We start from the raw sequence: 15,200 nt of genomic DNA, 5'->3' as shown, positions 1-15,200 counted from the left end.
GTTGATGGGGATGCGAGGCGTCAGTTGCCAGGCAGCGTCAGGAGATAGGCGGCCAGCAGGGACATCCCCGCGAGCACATAGAAGGAAACGGAAACCCACAGTGGCTTCTTCTGCTGGTGAAAAGAGATACCTCCACCCACCAGCACGCCGGCAAGGCCCATGAGCACTACCGACCACATCTAGGCTGCACCACGATCGTCCGCTGCCGGAGCCTGTGCCACCGTGGATCCAGGCTTGCGAAGGCCGTCCACCCAGTTGCGCAGGAGGCGCGCCCCGGCGTCTCCGGATTTCTCAGGGTGGAACTGGGTTGCGCACAGGGGGCCGTTTTCGACAGCGGCGATAAAGCGTGCGCCGTGCTCGGACCAGGTCACCAGAGGTGGGGCCATCCGAGGCTGGACGACGTCGAAGTTCCACTCCTGCACACCGTATGAGTGCACAAAGTAGAAGCGTTCCTGCTCAACGCCCGCGAAAAGCTTTGATCCTTCAGGGACGTCCACCGTGTTCCAACCCATGTGGGGAACCACAGGGGCGGGAAGGAGTTCAACCTTGCCCGGCCATTCGGCCATGCCCTCGGACTCGGTGCCGTGCTCGACTCCGGCTTCGAAGAGCACCTGCAGCCCAACGCAGATTGCCAGGACGGGCCGCCCACCTGCGACGCGGCGGCCGATCATGCGGATGGCATCGACGGCCTTGAGTTCCTTCATTACCGTTTCAAAGGCGCCGACGCCGGGGACCAGCAGCCCGTCGGCATTCAGCACATCCTCAGGCTTGGAGCTGAGAACCACTTCGGCGCCGGCACGCTCAAGGGCGCGAACGGCCGAACGGACGTTGCCCGAACCGTAGTCCAGCACCGTAACCGTGGGCTTACCTTCAGGCGACTCCGGCTTGAGGTTAGCCGAAGCGTCAGTAACCGCACCGTCCTTCAGGATTTGCCCGCTCATAGCGCCCCCTTGGTGGATGGAATGCCCTCGACTCGGGGATCCGACTCCACTGCCGAGCGAAGAGCCCGCGCGAAGGCTTTGAACTGGGCCTCGACGATGTGGTGCGGATCGCGGCCTGCAAGGACGTTCATGTGCAGGCAGATACCGGCGTGCAACGTGATGGCTTCAAAGACGTGACGGGTCAACGAACCCGTGAAGTGGCCACCGATGAGGTGGTACTCCTGCCCCGCGGGTTCTCCTCCGTGTACCAGATATGGGCGCCCCGAAACATCCACGACAGCGTGCGCCAAGGCTTCGTCCAATGGAACCGTAGCTTCACCAAAGCGGCGGATTCCGGCTTTGTTGCCCAAGGCAGTACGCAAGACCTCACCAAAAGTAATGGCCACATCCTCCACGGTGTGGTGGGCATCGATGTGGGTGTCACCCGTGGCCTTGACGGTCATGTCGATCAGGGAGTGCTTGCACAACGCCGTCAGCATGTGGTCATAGAAGGGAACCGTGGTGCTGATGTCCGAGACACCGGTGCCATCCAGGTTGATCTCCACCAGGACGGAGGATTCGCTGGTGGTGCGCTCCATGCGCGCAGTGCGGTCAGCGGACGGCGTGGCGCCGGTTTCGCTCATTGGGACGTCCTTATACACGAAGAATGGGGTGGGTCTATTGACAAGTTTAGTTGGGCTGGGACGCAGGGCTGTCCAGAAGGGCTTCCAAGGCCTCAAGGAAGGCCGTTGTTTCCTTTTCCGTTCCCGCAGTCACCCGCAGGTGTCCTGGAATGCCGACGTCACGGATCAGGACGCCCGCATCCAGCAGGCCCTGCCAGATCGCGTGCGGGTTCGAAAGCCCACCGAAGAAAACGTAGTTTGAGTCCGAGGCCGCAGGCTTGAGTCCCATTCGGAGGAGCTCGGTCACAATGCGGTCGCGTTGGACCTTGATGTCCTCGACGTCGGCCATGAGCGCTTCGCGGTGGTTGAGGGCAGCCAGGGCCGTGGCTTGCGTGACCGCTGAGAGGTGGTACGGCAGCCGGACGAGCCTGATGGCATCAGTAACCTCAGGTGCGGCGGCCATGTAGCCCAGGCGTGCACCTGCAAGGGCAAAGGCCTTGCTCATGGTGCGCGAGACGATCAAACGCTCCCGCCCGGGAAGAAGCGTCAGCGCGCTCGGCGTGTTGTCGTGCGCAAACTCGTGGTAGGCCTCGTCCACGATGACGATAGCCTGGCTGGCATCGCCGGCTTCGTACACAGCTTCGACGACGTCCAGCCCCAGTCCCGTTCCCGTGGGGTTGTTCGGAGAGCACAGGAACACGATATTCGCGCCAGTCTCCTTCACCTGGGCGGCAGCAGAAGCCGCGTCCAGGCCATAGTCATCAGCTCGCACTCCACGGACGTACTCAGTGTCCGTGCCACTGGCAAGCAACGGGTACATGGAATACGTGGGAGGGAAGCCCAATGCCTTGCGCCCCGGACCTCCGAAGGCCTGCAGAATCTGCTGCAGGACCTCGTTGGAGCCGTTGGCCGCCCAGATGTTGTCCGCGGAAAGCCCGTGACCGAGGTAATCGGCGAGGGATTCACGAAGTTCGGTGAACTCGCGGTCAGGGTATCGGTTCAGGCCCGTGGCCGCGGCCGCAACGGCCTCGGTAATGGCCGCTTGCACATCGGCCGGCACGCCATGGGTGTTCTCGTTGACGTTGAGCAAAATGGGGACATCAAGCTGCGGCGCGCCATAGGGGCTCAGTCCACGCAGGTTGGTCCGGAGGGGAAGTCGGTCAAGTCGCTCAAGCTGGTCACTCACCAAGACAGTTTAAGGTGCCGGTGCGACTGCAGAGTAACTGTGACGCCAGGGACGGTGACCCATAGCCCCCTGGCCACTCAGTTCGCGGGAACGAACAGTTGCTGGCCGGGTTGGATGCGTCCCCCGCGGAGATCGTTCAACTGGATGATTTCTGCGATGACATCACGCGGGTCCCGCTCCGGCGCAGCCGCACCGGCGATGCCCCACAGTGACTGCCCGGGCTGGACAGTAACCGTGACGGCCACCGGCGGCTGCAGTTGGGACTGGGAATCCGAAGCCTTGGCCGGAGAGTTGATGAAGCCGGCAAGGCTCAGCAGCGCGGCAAGCAGCAGCATGGCGGGGATGCCGAAGAACACGATCCTGCCGCGCCGGGTAAGCCGGAGACGCGTAGGCGCCGGGGTGTTGCGGAATTCGTGGAACGTAGAGATTGCGGACATGAGCTGAGCCCTTCTGAGCGATTGCCTGCATCGGATGCCCGTTGCCGGCTGCCAATTCCTTGTGTTCGTTGGACCCGCCCCGGATATTCGAACACTTTCTTCGAACATCCGAGCCAGGTTCAACTTTTATAGAACACATATTCGAACCTTGCTATGACATTTTTAGCACTTATCAACGAACGGTGTCGAGACTCGCTAGAACGAATGTTTGATAAACGCCTGTGCCTGGCCTAGGTTTGAGTGAAGAAACAGGCACTGTTTCAGTGGAACAGGAGGGTCTGACATTTTTTCAGATCCAACATCCCCGGGCACACTTCAGACCGTGACCGGGCGGAACAGAAGGGCATTGGCGAACATGGCAGCGAAAGCCACCGGCGGCGGGGCACCCCTGCGGAGCCAGCAGCCTCAAAAGAGTCCCAAAAGCCTGACTGTCCGGCAGAAGAAAATCCTGGAAACCATCCAGCGGTCCGTCAATGACAACGGCTATCCGCCCAGCATGCGCGAAATTGGTGACACCGTTGGTCTGGCGAGCCTGTCCAGCGTCACCCATCAGCTCTCCCAGTTGGAGAAGCTGGGCTACCTGCGCAGAGATCCCAAGCGCCCCCGCGCCATGGAAGTCCTCATGCCTTTGACCCTTGACGGCGGGACAATTCCCGGAGTCGAAGCAGCTACCACACTGCGTAGTGCAGGTGGACTCGCCGTGACGGAGTTGGCCAGTGCCAGCGACACTGCCATGGTGCCCCTGGTGGGACGCATCGCGGCCGGTGGCCCCATCCTCGCAGACCAGACTATTGAGGACGTCCTGCCCCTGCCCCGGCAACTGGTGGGCCACGGCGAACTGTTCATGCTGAAGGTCGCTGGTGACTCCATGATCGATGCCGCAATTTGTGACGGTGACTGGGTAGTTGTCCGGCGCCAGAATGACGCCATCAACGGTGACATCGTGGCAGCACTCCTGGATGACGAAGCCACGGTAAAAACCTTCCGCCAGCGGGACGGCCACACATGGCTGCTCCCCCAGAACACGCAGTACGAACCGATACTGGGAGACCAGGCCACCATTATGGGCAAGGTCGTCTCGGTCCTGCGCTCCCTTTAGGGGCGTTTGCCTACGTTGTCTTTGCGCCCAAGCGTTCCAGGACGCCGCGCACAACATTGCGATCCGTCGTTGCCCAGAAGGGTGGCAAAGCTGCGCGCAGGAACGCGCCGTACCGTTCCGTGGAAAGCCGTGAGTCCAGCACGGCGACCACGCCTTTGTCGCCAGTGGAGCGAATGAGGCGTCCTGCCCCCTGTGCCAGGCGAATTGCCGCGTGCGTAGCTGACACCGCCATGAACCCGTTGCCCCCGGACTGCGCAACAGCTCGCGAGCGTGCGGTCATCAGCGGGTCGTCCGGCCTCGGGAACGGAATGCGGTCAATCACCACAAGGCGGCATGAACCGCCAGGGACGTCGACGCCCTGCCACAAGGACATCGTGCCAAAGAGGCAGGTGTCCGGTTCGTCGGCAAACTGCTTCACGAGCGCTGCCATAGTGGATTCGCCTTGGCAGAGGATGTCCACATCCAGACGTGGACGCATCGCCTCTGCGGCTTCCTCGGCCGCCCGACGTGAGGAGAAGAGGCACAGGGCTCCCCCACCGGAAGCACGGATGAGGTCTTCAAGCTCATCCAGTGCCTCGGGAGAAGTGCCCCTGCCGGGCTTGGGCAGGTGCTTGGCCACGTAAAGGACGCCCTGCTTCGGATAATCAAAAGGCGATCCGACGTCCAACCCAGTCCAGCTCGGTGCACCCTCTCCAATCAGCCCCAGGCCACCGGCGGCAGGCTCAAAGGCGGATCCAATAGCGAGCGTGGCAGAAGTAAGCACCACTGTGTGCCCTGCGAAAAGGCCTTCCCGCAGCCGGCCGGCAACGCTAAGCGGAGCGATGTTGATCAGTGCGGGCGCGGTCTCATCCGGCGGGGAGTACCCCTGCTGGGGATCGAAGGTGCTGTTCCTGGAGAACCACACCACTTCACGGTTCTCCTTGGCTGCGAGCATCCGCTCGCACAGTTCCAGAATGAGCATGAGCCGTGAGCGCGCAAGCTGCCGGCCGCCGTCGACCGCGTTTGAAGAGTCAGTCTTCGAGTCAGACAACGCAGCGCGTGTGGCATCACGCAGTTGGTCCAGGCAGTCCAGTTGTTCGTCGTTGAGCCCGTTGGGCAGCAGTCCGTTGGGGACTCCGGCAATGGCCATGTCCAGTCGGTCGGCTGCCGCGTTCAGGGCGTCTACGGTAATGGCGGTGTGCTTACGCGCGCTCGAAGCCGCAGCATGCACCATTGCTACGGACAGCTGGCCCGTGACGGCCCCCGTGACCCTGTCCTGCAGCTCATGAGCTTCATCAACCACAACGACGTCGTACTCGGGCAGTACAGCAAGCCCTTCGAAGGCACTGACGGCAAGCATGGCATGGTTGGTGACCACGACGTCCGCCTCAGCCGCCCGGGCCCGTGCCTGCTCGCTGAAGCATTCCTCAGCGAGTGGGCACTTCTGTGCCCCCAAACACTCCATTGACGTCACGGAGACCTGCCTCCAGGCCCGATCCGTCACCCCCGGCATCAGTTCATCGCGGTCGCCCGTGGCCGTCTTTTCGGCCCACTCGCGGAGCCGGACCACTTCCTTGCCCAATTGCGACGACGGGCCGCCAACCGCCGCTGCGAAATGCGGCACGCTGGTGTCCTCACCCAGGGAAAAAAGTTGGCCCTCGGACGGCTCTTCGCTGGGGAAGCCGCCCTCCAGCTTTTGCAGGCAAACATAGTTCGCCCGGCCCTTGACGAGTGCCACGTTCACAGGACGCTCGAGGGCCGGGCTTATGGTCTCCAATAGCCGGGGCAGGTCCCTGCCCACAATCTGTGTTTGCAGGGCCAAGGTAGCGGTGGACACCAGCGTCGGTTTGTCGCTGTCCATGGAATGGGCGATCAACGGAATCAGGTAAGCCAAGGACTTACCCGTTCCCGTTCCCGCCTGGACCAGCAAATGTTCACCGGACTCGATGGCCCTGGTGACTTGCCGTGCCATTTCGTGCTGGCCTGAACGGCTTTGACCGCCCATTCCAGCAACTGCTTTGTCCAACAACTCGAGGGTGAACTTCTCCCCCACCGACTCGACGGCGTCCGCCGCCACCTTCTCAACCATTGCTGACGAATGACTCCAGCTCGGCGGCCAATCCCTCACGGACCATGGCCACCACGCGGGTCCCGTTTTCCTCGTGCTCGAGGCTCAGGATTTCCGAATCGGAGTTGTGCAGCTTGTTGACCATGTCACCACGGTCGTACGGGATGAGGACCTCGAGGCGGACTCCCGGCCGGGGAATCGACCGGCTGATCTCTTCGAGGAGTTCAGGTATGCCCTGGCCCGTGCGGGTGGAAACCACGGCGTGCCGCGGCTCCTTCTGCTTCAGGCGTTCCACCACGAAAGGATCCGCAACGTCCACCTTGTTCAGGACGATGATTTCCGGAACCTTGCGGGCGTCCACCTCGGTGAAGACAGCACGCACAGCTGCGATTTGTCCTTCCGGGTCCGGGTGGGAGGCGTCCACGACGTGCAGGATCAGGTCTGCGTCCGCAACTTCCTCCAACGTGGAGCGGAAGGCTTCCACCAGCTGCGTAGGCAGCGAGCGGACGAATCCAACGGTGTCAGCCAGCGTGTAGCCGATGCCATCCGGGGTCTGTGCCTTCCTGACGGTCGGGTCCAGGGTGGCGAACAGGGCATTTTCCACCAGCACCCCAGCATCGGTCAGCCGGTTCAGGAGCGAAGACTTTCCAGCGTTGGTGTAGCCGGCGATAGCCACCGAAGGCACGGCATTACGACGGCGGTTGGCCCGCTTGGTCTCGCGCGCCGGCTTCATCGCGGCGATCTCCCGACGCAGCTTGGCCATGCGCGTCCGGATCCTTCGGCGATCGAGCTCGATCTTTGTTTCGCCTGGACCACGGGAACCCATACCGGCACCGGCTCCACCCACTTGGCCACCGGCCTGACGGGACATGGAGTCACCCCAACCACGGAGCCTGGGGAGCAGGTACTCGAGTTGTGCGAGTTCAACCTGTGCCTTACCTTCGCGACTCTTGGCATGCTGCGCGAAGATATCCAGGATCAGCGTGGTCCTGTCCACCACCTTGACCTTGACGATGTCCTCGAGTCCGCGTCGCTGCGAGGGGGAAAGTTCGGTGTCGACCACCACGGTATCGGCGCCAGTGGCGGCCACGATGTCCTTGAGTTCCTGCGCCTTGCCCGATCCGAGGAACGTGCCGGGGTCCGGCTTTGTGCGCCGCTGAACCAGGCCGTCAAGGACCTCGGATCCTGCTGTCTCTGCCAATGCTGCGAGTTCGCGAAGCGAATTCTCGGCGTCAGCCAAAGTGCCTTCTGTCCACAGGCCAGCCAGGACAACGCGCTCCAGGCGCAGCTGCCGGTACTCAACCTCTGTGACGTCTTCGAGTTCGGTGGAAAGGCCCGCGGTGCGGCGGAGCGCACGTCGGTCCGCCAGGTCTTCCTGGTCGCCGTCGTAAATGCTGTGTTCGTGGTCAAGCGTGGAGATCGCTTGTGCCCTGCCGAAAACACCTTTGGCATCATTGTCATCGGATGCCTGTGCGGGTACATCCTTGGAAAGAATCCGGTCAATGACGGCCTGGATTTGTTCAGGACTCATGTCCTGGGCGTCGGAATCGGATCCGGAGTGCTTCTGGGTGGTCATGGTCTCCTTAGACTGTTCGGCATATCCAGAATAGTGCTGTTTTGCGTCCAATGGGACGGTATTCGCGGTGGGCTGACGAGCTTCGGCCATATAGGGCCTCCTGTGGTGCTTGGATCGAGCGGGTTGGTCCGCGGGAGGTCCTGTCCTGCAGGAGAATTCATCGCCAAACCCATAAACCAAGAGCTAACAGCAGATGGCAGGGCCACTGCTTTCGCGACAGCTGGGGTGGGACATGTTCTACTGAGCAACCGCGATCAACCAACAACGGGCGATTGCGGAGTCTGCCGGACGGAACCTGCGGGCGGAATGGCCATGAGCTGGGTTGATACGCCAAGCGGGCCTGCATCGCGGGCAGGTGCCTTGCCGACGTGAAAGGGTCGGCTCGGGCTGATTACTCAAAGATCAAGAACATGCCTTCCACATTAGCAGCACTGTCAAACTGTCCCGGCCCGAGGGCAGTTTCCCAAGCCGCCGATAGCCAACTAATCTGGCAAATTATGGAGTCTGCACACTATTTCAGCGCCCAACCGGCCGGTCCGTTCACCCGCAAGCCCCTCACTGTGGAACTGGCTGGAGCTACCCGTCATGTGCAGACGTCGTCGGGCATCTTCAGCCCCGACGGTGTGGACAAGGGCACCAAGGTACTTTTGGCCGAGGTTCCACCGCCTTCGCCCCGGGGCAACCTGCTGGATATTGGGTGCGGTTGGGGTCCTGTCGCCCTCACGATGGGGCTCATGGCGCCCCTGGCACAGGTCTACGCCGTGGATGTCAACGAGCGCTGCATCACGTTGGCCAACGAGAACGCGGCTGCCCTGGGCTTGAACAACGTGAAGGCCAGCCTCCCGGATGAGGTAGACCCCGGCGTCGAATTCGACACGATCTGGTCCAACCCGCCGATCCGCATCGGCAAGGACGAACTACACTCGCTGCTACTAACGTGGCTGCCCCGGCTGGCACCTGGCGGCAACGCGTGGATGGTGGTTCAGAAAAACCTGGGCTCGGACTCCCTCCAACGCTGGCTGGCCAACGAACTGGACAAGTCCTTCACGGTTTCCCGCGAGAGCACCTCCAAGTCCTTCAGGATCCTTCGCGTCAGGAAAGCGTCCCACTAGCCACAATGACTGCGGGGCCGCTGAGCTCAACGTGTTCCCGGCCATCCTCACCCGGGAAGAACTTCACGTCCACCACGCCACCGGGAACGTTGACGTGCCAAGAGTTGGGGGCGCTGCTGCCAGCCCAATGACGGATCGCGACGGCGGCGGCACAAGCCCCGGTGCCACACGATTGGGTTTCGCCGACTCCACGCTCGTGGACGCGCATGGTGATGGTTCCCACACCGTCGTGAACCAGCGGCTCTGCGGGTACTACAAACTCGACATTGGTGCCGTTGGCAGGCTTGGGATCCACTGCCGGAGCGGTGAATAATTTCGTAGCGGAGAGTTCGCTGAGCTCGGCAAGCGCAACCACAGTGTGCGGGTTGCCCATGCTGACGGAGAGGCCGGGCCTGGCCACTTCCAGGCCGTCTGCGCTGACCAAGGCATCCATGGCTTTGCTTTGTGCTTCTGCAGGGAAAATGAATTCCCACGGGCCCATATCCACGGCATAGCCGTCGGCCGTGCGCACAATCTTCTTAATCCCGCCACGTGTTCCGATGGTCAAGGATTGACCCGGCCCGAGCTCAACCAAGCCTTGGGCGATCAGGAAATGCACGAAGACGCGGACGCCGTTGCCGCACATCTCCGACAACGAGCCATCGCCGTTACGGTAGTCCATGAACCATTCCGCAGAGGCGTCCTGCTCGAGCAGGACGCGGCCTTCGGGCAGATACCGCGAAGGAACAGCACGGATAAGACCGTCGCCACCTATCCCCCGATGCCTTTCGCACAGCTGTGCTACTTGCTCGGGAGAGATCTCGTGGACATCACCGGGATCAGCAATCAGGACGAAATCATTGCCCGTTCCATGGCCCTTGGAAAACGCCAAGCCGGAAAGGCTGGCAGTGGGCACGGGGGCGCCCGCAGCGGCGGACTGCTGGGCGGGAACTGCGGCGGTTTGATCCATGGGACTAGGCTACCCGCCGGGCAGGTTCGGCCAGAAATTGCTGTAGTGAGCGCCAGCCCGGCTAGGCCAGCGCGACTGCTTTGGACACGAGCTCCGAATCCTGCCAATCGAGCCACGCGATCCGCGGATCGGCCCGAAACCACGTCAATTGTCGCCGGGCGAACTGCCTCGTGGCCACAATGGTTTCTTCAGCTGCCTCCGGGACGCTGACTTCGGAGTCGAGCACCCTAAGGAACTGTGCATATCCCAGTGCACGCGAGGCTGTCTTGCCGCGCCGCAGCCCGGCCGCATCAAGCCGTTCCACTTCCTGCAGCAACCCCGCATCCACCATCCGGTGTACGCGGATCGCCAGCCGCTCCCGCAGGACCTCGCGGTCCACAGACAGGCCAATCTGCAGGGCCGGCTGGAAGTACTCGCGTTGTGGCATGAACGAGCTGAACGGGCGTCCTGTCATTCCGTAAACCTCCAGGGCCCTGATCACCCGCCGGGCATCCCCCAGACGGCCTGCCGAGACGGGATCCACCTTTTCAAGCCGGGCCCGCAACGGCGCCAGACCGAAGGTTTCCCATTCGTCCTCAAGCCGTTTTCGCAAGTCGGGGTCCGTGCCGGGGAACTCCAGTACATCCAGGGCGGCCCGCACGTAGAGGCCAGAGCCGCCCACCATGATGGCCCGCTTGCCCCGGGCGTGGATGTCATTGATGACGGCGCGGCATTCCGCTTGGAAGTCCGCCACGCTGGCTTCCTCCGTGACGTCCTTTGTGTCCAGCAGATGATGTGGCACGCCCTTGCGTTCGTCCACAGTGATCTTGGCCGTACCGATGTCCATGCCGCGATAGAACTGCAGGGCGTCAGCGTTGATGACCTCGCCATTGAGTGCAAGGGCCAGCTCGACGGCCAGGTCCGATTTACCGGACCCGGTTGGCCCGACGACGGCAATCACCGGCGGCGCGGCATGGGAGAGGGCCATTCGATCTCGAATAATCGACGTCAGGCGCCGCGAACAGGCAGCGACGGCATGCCCAAGGACACACCCTTCTTGCCCGAGGCCGCACCAGCACTGGGAACACCGCAGGAATCTGCCTGCGAGCGATCCCAGGCGTCACCCGCCCTCGACCGGCGCAACATGTAATCGTCCAGGCTTGCAGGATCGGCAACCAGGTGGAATGCCGCGGCTTCGGTAATGGTCACGGTGACAAAGTCCCCGGGGCGAGGGGTTTGCGCACCGTCAGGTACTGAGAAATGAACGAGTCGCTGATCCTTGGATCGGCCAGACAACCGGTGCGTTTCCTCTGCTTTGCGGCCGGACTGCGCTGTCACCAGCACTTCCACACGGCAACCCAGTTGCTTGGCGTTCTCCTCCGCCGCGATACGGTCCTGCAGGGCGGTCAGACGTTCAAAGCGCTCCTGGACCACTGCTTTGGGAAGTTGCTCCGGGAGCTCGGCGGCCGGCGTATCAGGCCGTTTGGAGTACTGGAAGGTGAAGGCTGTGGCGAACCGCGATTTCTCCACGACGTCAAGGGTCGCTTGGAAATCCTCCTCGGTTTCACCCGGGAAGCCAACAATGATGTCCGTAGTGATGGCCGCGTTGGGGATCCGCTCACGAACCTTGTCCAGGATGCCCAGGAACTTGCTGGACCGGTACGAGCGCCGCATGTCCTTGAGGACCTTGTCCGAGCCCGATTGAAGGGGCATGTGCAGCTGCGGCATCACATTGGGTGTCTCGGCCATGGCATCAATGACGTCGTCAGTAAATGCGGCTGGGTGCGGACTGGTGAAGCGCACGCGCTCAAGGCCTTCAATTTCCCCACAGGCCCGAAGGAGCTTGGAGAAGGCCTGGCGGTCACCGAACTCAACCCCGTAGGAATTCACGTTCTGGCCCAGCAACGTGACTTCCACGGCGCCGTCGTCCACCAAGGCCTGAATTTCCGCCAGGATTTCTCCCGGACGGCGGTCCTTCTCCTTGCCACGAAGGGAGGGCACGATGCAGAACGTGCACGTGTTGTTGCAACCTACTGAAATCGAAACCCAGCCGGAATAGACGGAGTCGCGCTTGGTGGGAAGGGTGGAGGGGAAGACGTCCAGCGATTCCAGGATTTCAAGTTGGGCCTCGTTGTTGTGCCGCGCCCGCTTCAGCAGTGCCGGAAGTGCGCCTACGTTGTGGGTGCCAAAGACAGCGTCAACCCAAGGAGCCTTCTTGACGATGGTTTCCCGGTCCTTCTGGGCGAGGCAGCCACCAACAGCGATCTGCATGCCAGGGTGGGCTGCTTTGACCTGCCGAAGCTGGCCAAGGTTTCCATAGAGCTTGTTGTCGGCATTTTCCCGAACGGCGCACGTGTTGAACACCACAATGTCCGCAACCTCACCGTCCGCGGGCACGTAGCCGGCGTCCTCAAGGAGGCCGGCCATACGTTCGGAATCGTGGACGTTCATCTGGCAGCCGAAAGTCCGGACCTGATACGTCCTCGGTTCAAACGGGTCAGGCTCAAACGGGGCAGAGGCATCCGTCACTTGGGCACCAGCACTGGTTGCCAATGCCAGGGCCGAAGGCGTGGATTCTGCTGAGGGGGAAGGAATGGTCAAACTCACTACTCAAGGGTACCGGCTTGGGCAAGTATCTCACCGACGATCCGGAAGGCCATTGAAGGGGCATAGCCCTTCCGTGCCAGCATGGACGCCAACCTGCGGGTGTACTTGTCACGTTCTGCGCGATCCGAGAGATCCATGCCGGGCCTCAGTTTGCGCTCCACAAGCTCGCGGGCGGCGATTTCCTCATCTTCATCGCTGAGCTGTGAGAGTGCTTCCTCGGCATCATCGAGATCGATGCCCTTCTCCGTCAGCTCACGACGAATGGCACCCTTGGCCAGCTTCCTGCTTTGGGAACGGCTGCGCACCCACATTCTGGCAAACTCAGCATCATCAATGAGCTGGACTTCCTCGAAACGGTCCAGCACGGCCTCTGCAACCTCTTGGGGAACATTACGTTCTGCCAGCTTGCGGGACAGCTGCAGCCGACTCCGTGGCGCCATCGTCAATTGCCGCAGGACGATGGCGCGGGCCACGGATTCGGGATCAGGCTCAGGATCGCCGGATACGGAGGACTCCGGGTCCGGCCCGCTCCTAGCCGTCAACGGCCTTCAGCTTCGGGGAATCTGCCTCCGGCTTGACACCCACGCCAAGCTTTTCCTTGATGAGGCGCTCAAGTTCCTGGGCCAGCTCCGGGTTATCACGCAGGAAGCGCCGTGAATTCTCCATACCCTGGCCCAGCTGATCGCCGTCGTACGTGAACCACGAGCCGGACTTCTTGATGATGCCGTGCTCGACGCCCATGTCAATGATTCCTCCCTCGCGGGAGATGCCCTGGCCGTAAATAATGTCGAATTCAGCAATCTTGAAGGGCGGGGCCATCTTGTTCTTGACGATCTTGGCCTTGGTGCGGTTACCGACGGAGTCGGCACCTTCCTTCAGCGTCTGAATGCGACGGACATCGATGCGCACTGAGGCGTAGAACTTCAGGGCCTTACCACCGGTGGTGGTTTCGGGCGATCCAAAGAAGACGCCGATCTTCTCACGCAACTGGTTGATGAAGATTGCGGTGGTCTTGGTCTGGCTCAAGCGGCCGGTAATCTTTCGCAGGGCCTGGCTCATGAGCCGAGCCTGGAGGCCGACGTGGGAATCGCCCATCTCGCCCTCGATTTCAGCACGCGGAACCAAAGCAGCCACGGAGTCAATGACGATGACGTCCAGGGAACCGGAGCCCACCAGCATGTCCATGATTTCCAGGGCCTGCTCACCTGTGTCCGGCTGCGACACGAGCAAGGCATCCGTGTCCACGCCCAGCTTGGCTGCGTAGTCAGGATCCAGGGCGTGCTCGGCGTCGATGAAGGCCGCTATGCCACCGTTACGTTGCGCATTGGCTACAGCGTGCAGGGCCACTGTGGTCTTACCAGAGGATTCCGGGCCGTAGATCTCCACGACGCGGCCTCGGGGCAAGCCACCAATGCCAAGGGCGACGTCCAGTGCAATGGATCCGGTTGGAATAACTTCGATCGGTGCGCGGGTGTCATCACCCAAGCGCATGATGGAGCCTTTGCCGAACTGCTTGTCGATCTGGGCAAGCGCTGCTTCGAGCGCCTTCTCACGATCCGGGGTTGCCGCCATGGTTCACACCTCTGATGCTTTCTCGCTGTGGAGTGGCCTGAATGGCCGCTTTCCTGTCATGTCAGACGCTATTACGGCTCCCTGACATTTTTTGAAGCCGACGTGGGCTATGTGGATAACCACGCCCTCCGATTGCCTGTGGAATGCGTCCTTCAGGAACAATTTTCCTCTCACAGGAGCATATCCCCATCCGAACAGATATTCGAACAATGCATGCGGGCGTGTCACCACCATGGAGCCTGGAAGTCCCTCGGCAAACGTGGCTGGACTTCAGTTCGCCGCAGGCTTGATATCCCGGCCGAGCCTGCGCTCCGGCGGTACATCCTGGACTTCGCACATTGCCAGCCAGACGTCCCGGGGCTGGTAGCCGGCAGCCAGTGCCTCCACGGCGGTCCGCCCTCCCACGCCGGCCAGCACCAGGGAATTGGCCAGGACGCGGGAATAGCCTGCCCCAAATTCATCGTCCATTAAACGCCAGAAGTCACTTGCCCTCACGGATAGAGTCTCTCACGACGCCGGACTCTAGAATGGTTGCCATGAGCAATCCTCTCCAGAGCACGCCCCCCGAGGCCGTGCCAGGTGACACCATAGACGACGCCCTTCAGCAGGTGGAACACCAGCTGAGCCTGCTCTGGCGCCGTGCCCGTTCCATCTCGCATCAGTTGTCCCGTCAGGTCCACCCCGACATGGAGCCTGCCGCGTACGGCCTGCTGACGATCATTCGCCGCGAAGGTCCCATCCGCCTGACGGACCTTGCCTCGTGCATCGGAGTGGGCAAGCCCTCAGTGAGCCGCCAGATCGCATTTCTGGAAAGTATTGGCCTGGTCTACAAGGAGGCAGATCCGCAGGACGGAAGGGCTCAGTCCATCCGCCTGACGGAAAAAGGCGAGGAGAAGATGCATCAAGTCCAGGACGCGCGCCGCCAGGTGTTCCGTGAGCGACTCGGTGAGTGGCCGCTGGAAGACGTCCAAACCTTGGCCGACTACATGGGCCGGCTCAACGCCGTCTATGGCGAAAGCATCATCAAGGACACCACCCTGAAGGACACCGAGTCCGGGGAGACTGCCAATCCCACGCAGGACTGACAGCAGCA

The 15,200-nt window shown here is 61.9% G+C and carries 16 protein-coding genes; 3 read left to right on the top strand and 13 right to left on the bottom strand.

All coding sequences use genetic code 11. The annotated features are described in order from the left end of the window. Nucleotides 1-20 precede the first annotated feature (20 nt). From VUN82_08255 to VUN82_08235, 5 genes are all read right to left on the bottom strand, one after another. Complete coding sequence (locus VUN82_08255) at nucleotides 21-179, bottom strand: hypothetical protein (protein ID XAS73813.1); 159 nt, start codon at nucleotides 177-179, stop codon at nucleotides 21-23. Continuing rightward, nucleotides 180-941, bottom strand: coding sequence for an imidazole glycerol phosphate synthase subunit HisH (gene hisH / locus VUN82_08250; GenBank protein ID XAS73812.1), 762 nt, complete (start codon nucleotides 939-941; stop codon nucleotides 180-182). Then, entirely contained in the window at nucleotides 938-1,564 is a 627-nt protein-coding gene (gene hisB, locus VUN82_08245) for an imidazoleglycerol-phosphate dehydratase HisB (GenBank protein ID XAS73811.1), read from the bottom strand. Before hisB ends, hisH begins: the two co-directional genes overlap by 4 nt. Nucleotides 1,565-1,610: 46 nt before the next feature. Next, entirely contained in the window at nucleotides 1,611-2,729 is a 1,119-nt protein-coding gene (locus tag VUN82_08240; GenBank protein XAS73810.1) for a histidinol-phosphate transaminase, read from the bottom strand. Nucleotides 2,730-2,806: 77 nt separating this feature from the next. Further along, entirely contained in the window at nucleotides 2,807-3,166 is a 360-nt protein-coding gene (locus VUN82_08235) for a LysM peptidoglycan-binding domain-containing protein (GenBank protein ID XAS73809.1), read from the bottom strand. Nucleotides 3,167-3,521: 355 nt separating this feature from the next. Between VUN82_08235 and lexA the strand changes: the two genes are divergently transcribed. Continuing rightward, on the top strand, nucleotides 3,522-4,265 hold the full coding sequence (gene lexA, locus VUN82_08230; protein XAS73808.1) for a transcriptional repressor LexA: 744 nt from the start codon (nucleotides 3,522-3,524) through the stop codon (nucleotides 4,263-4,265). 10 nt (nucleotides 4,266-4,275) lie between these two features. Here lexA and VUN82_08225 read toward each other — a convergent pair whose 3' ends face one another. Both VUN82_08225 and hflX read right to left on the bottom strand, forming a co-directional pair. Next, nucleotides 4,276-6,333: an ATP-dependent DNA helicase gene (locus VUN82_08225; GenBank protein XAS73807.1), complete on the bottom strand. Its 2,058-nt coding sequence runs from the start codon at nucleotides 6,331-6,333 to the stop codon at nucleotides 4,276-4,278. Continuing rightward, nucleotides 6,326-7,888, bottom strand: a complete 1,563-nt coding sequence (gene hflX, locus VUN82_08220; protein XAS73806.1) for a GTPase HflX — start codon at nucleotides 7,886-7,888, stop codon at nucleotides 6,326-6,328. Before hflX ends, VUN82_08225 begins: the two co-directional genes overlap by 8 nt. 497 nt (nucleotides 7,889-8,385) lie before the next feature. On the opposite strand from hflX, the gene VUN82_08215 reads away from it, so the two are divergent. Further along, a complete protein-coding gene (locus tag VUN82_08215) occupies nucleotides 8,386-9,000 on the top strand; it encodes a methyltransferase (GenBank protein ID XAS73805.1) in 615 nt (204 codons plus the stop codon). On the opposite strand, the gene dapF is transcribed toward VUN82_08215, so the two are convergent. The 6 genes from dapF to VUN82_08185 all read right to left on the bottom strand — a co-directional run bounded on the left by dapF (nucleotide 8,981) and on the right by VUN82_08185 (nucleotide 14,575). Beyond that, the gene (gene dapF / locus VUN82_08210; GenBank protein ID XAS73804.1) at nucleotides 8,981-9,949 is read right to left on the bottom strand and encodes a diaminopimelate epimerase; all 969 of its coding nucleotides are present in this window, start codon (nucleotides 9,947-9,949) and stop codon (nucleotides 8,981-8,983) included. The two genes, VUN82_08215 and dapF, sit on opposite strands and share 20 nt — an antisense overlap. Nucleotides 9,950-10,010: 61 nt before the next feature. Then, a complete protein-coding gene (gene miaA, locus VUN82_08205; protein XAS73803.1) occupies nucleotides 10,011-10,916 on the bottom strand; it encodes a tRNA (adenosine(37)-N6)-dimethylallyltransferase MiaA in 906 nt (301 codons plus the stop codon). A gap of 20 nt (nucleotides 10,917-10,936) precedes the next feature. After that, on the bottom strand, nucleotides 10,937-12,379 hold the full coding sequence (gene miaB, locus VUN82_08200; GenBank protein ID XAS74648.1) for a tRNA (N6-isopentenyl adenosine(37)-C2)-methylthiotransferase MiaB: 1,443 nt from the start codon (nucleotides 12,377-12,379) through the stop codon (nucleotides 10,937-10,939). Between the two features lie 155 nt (nucleotides 12,380-12,534). After that, on the bottom strand, nucleotides 12,535-13,077 hold the full coding sequence (locus tag VUN82_08195; protein XAS73802.1) for a regulatory protein RecX: 543 nt from the start codon (nucleotides 13,075-13,077) through the stop codon (nucleotides 12,535-12,537). Then, nucleotides 13,067-14,107 carry a recombinase RecA gene (gene recA / locus VUN82_08190; GenBank protein XAS73801.1) on the bottom strand — a complete coding sequence of 347 codons (1,041 nt, stop codon included), beginning with the start codon at nucleotides 14,105-14,107 and terminating at the stop codon, nucleotides 13,067-13,069. The genes VUN82_08195 and recA overlap by 11 nt, the downstream gene beginning before the upstream one ends. Before the next feature lie 270 nt (nucleotides 14,108-14,377). After that, complete coding sequence (locus VUN82_08185) at nucleotides 14,378-14,575, bottom strand: DUF3046 domain-containing protein (GenBank protein ID XAS74647.1); 198 nt, start codon at nucleotides 14,573-14,575, stop codon at nucleotides 14,378-14,380. Nucleotides 14,576-14,643: 68 nt separating this feature from the next. On the opposite strand from VUN82_08185, the gene VUN82_08180 reads away from it, so the two are divergent. Continuing rightward, complete coding sequence (locus VUN82_08180; GenBank protein ID XAS73800.1) at nucleotides 14,644-15,192, top strand: MarR family transcriptional regulator; 549 nt, start codon at nucleotides 14,644-14,646, stop codon at nucleotides 15,190-15,192. Nucleotides 15,193-15,200 lie beyond the last annotated feature (8 nt).

It is taken from the genome of Micrococcaceae bacterium Sec5.1 (assembly GCA_039636795.1).
Classification (GTDB): Bacteria; Actinomycetota; Actinomycetes; order Actinomycetales; family Micrococcaceae; genus Arthrobacter.
Note: the sequence above shows the minus strand (reverse complement) of the source record. Positions and strands in the feature narration are given on the sequence as shown.

Coding starts and splice junctions, on each gene's coding strand:
- VUN82_08255 (XAS73813.1), bottom strand. CDS start 179: ATGTGGTCGGTAGTGCTCATGGGCCTTGCCGGCGTGCTGGTGGGTGGA.
- hisH (XAS73812.1), bottom strand. CDS start 941: ATGAGCGGGCAAATCCTGAAGGACGGTGCGGTTACTGACGCTTCGGCT.
- hisB (XAS73811.1), bottom strand. CDS start 1,564: ATGAGCGAAACCGGCGCCACGCCGTCCGCTGACCGCACTGCGCGCATG.
- VUN82_08235 (XAS73809.1), bottom strand. CDS start 3,166: ATGTCCGCAATCTCTACGTTCCACGAATTCCGCAACACCCCGGCGCCT.
- lexA (XAS73808.1), top strand. CDS start 3,522: ATGGCAGCGAAAGCCACCGGCGGCGGGGCACCCCTGCGGAGCCAGCAG.
- VUN82_08225 (XAS73807.1), bottom strand. CDS start 6,333: ATGGTTGAGAAGGTGGCGGCGGACGCCGTCGAGTCGGTGGGGGAGAAG.
- hflX (XAS73806.1), bottom strand. CDS start 7,888: ATGACCACCCAGAAGCACTCCGGATCCGATTCCGACGCCCAGGACATG.
- VUN82_08215 (XAS73805.1), top strand. CDS start 8,386: ATGGAGTCTGCACACTATTTCAGCGCCCAACCGGCCGGTCCGTTCACC.
- dapF (XAS73804.1), bottom strand. CDS start 9,949: ATGGATCAAACCGCCGCAGTTCCCGCCCAGCAGTCCGCCGCTGCGGGC.
- miaA (XAS73803.1), bottom strand. CDS start 10,916: ATGGCCCTCTCCCATGCCGCGCCGCCGGTGATTGCCGTCGTCGGGCCA.
- miaB (XAS74648.1), bottom strand. CDS start 12,379: ATGAACGTCCACGATTCCGAACGTATGGCCGGCCTCCTTGAGGACGCC.
- recA (XAS73801.1), bottom strand. CDS start 14,107: ATGGCGGCAACCCCGGATCGTGAGAAGGCGCTCGAAGCAGCGCTTGCC.
- VUN82_08185 (XAS74647.1), bottom strand. CDS start 14,575: ATGGACGATGAATTTGGGGCAGGCTATTCCCGCGTCCTGGCCAATTCC.
- VUN82_08180 (XAS73800.1), top strand. CDS start 14,644: ATGAGCAATCCTCTCCAGAGCACGCCCCCCGAGGCCGTGCCAGGTGAC.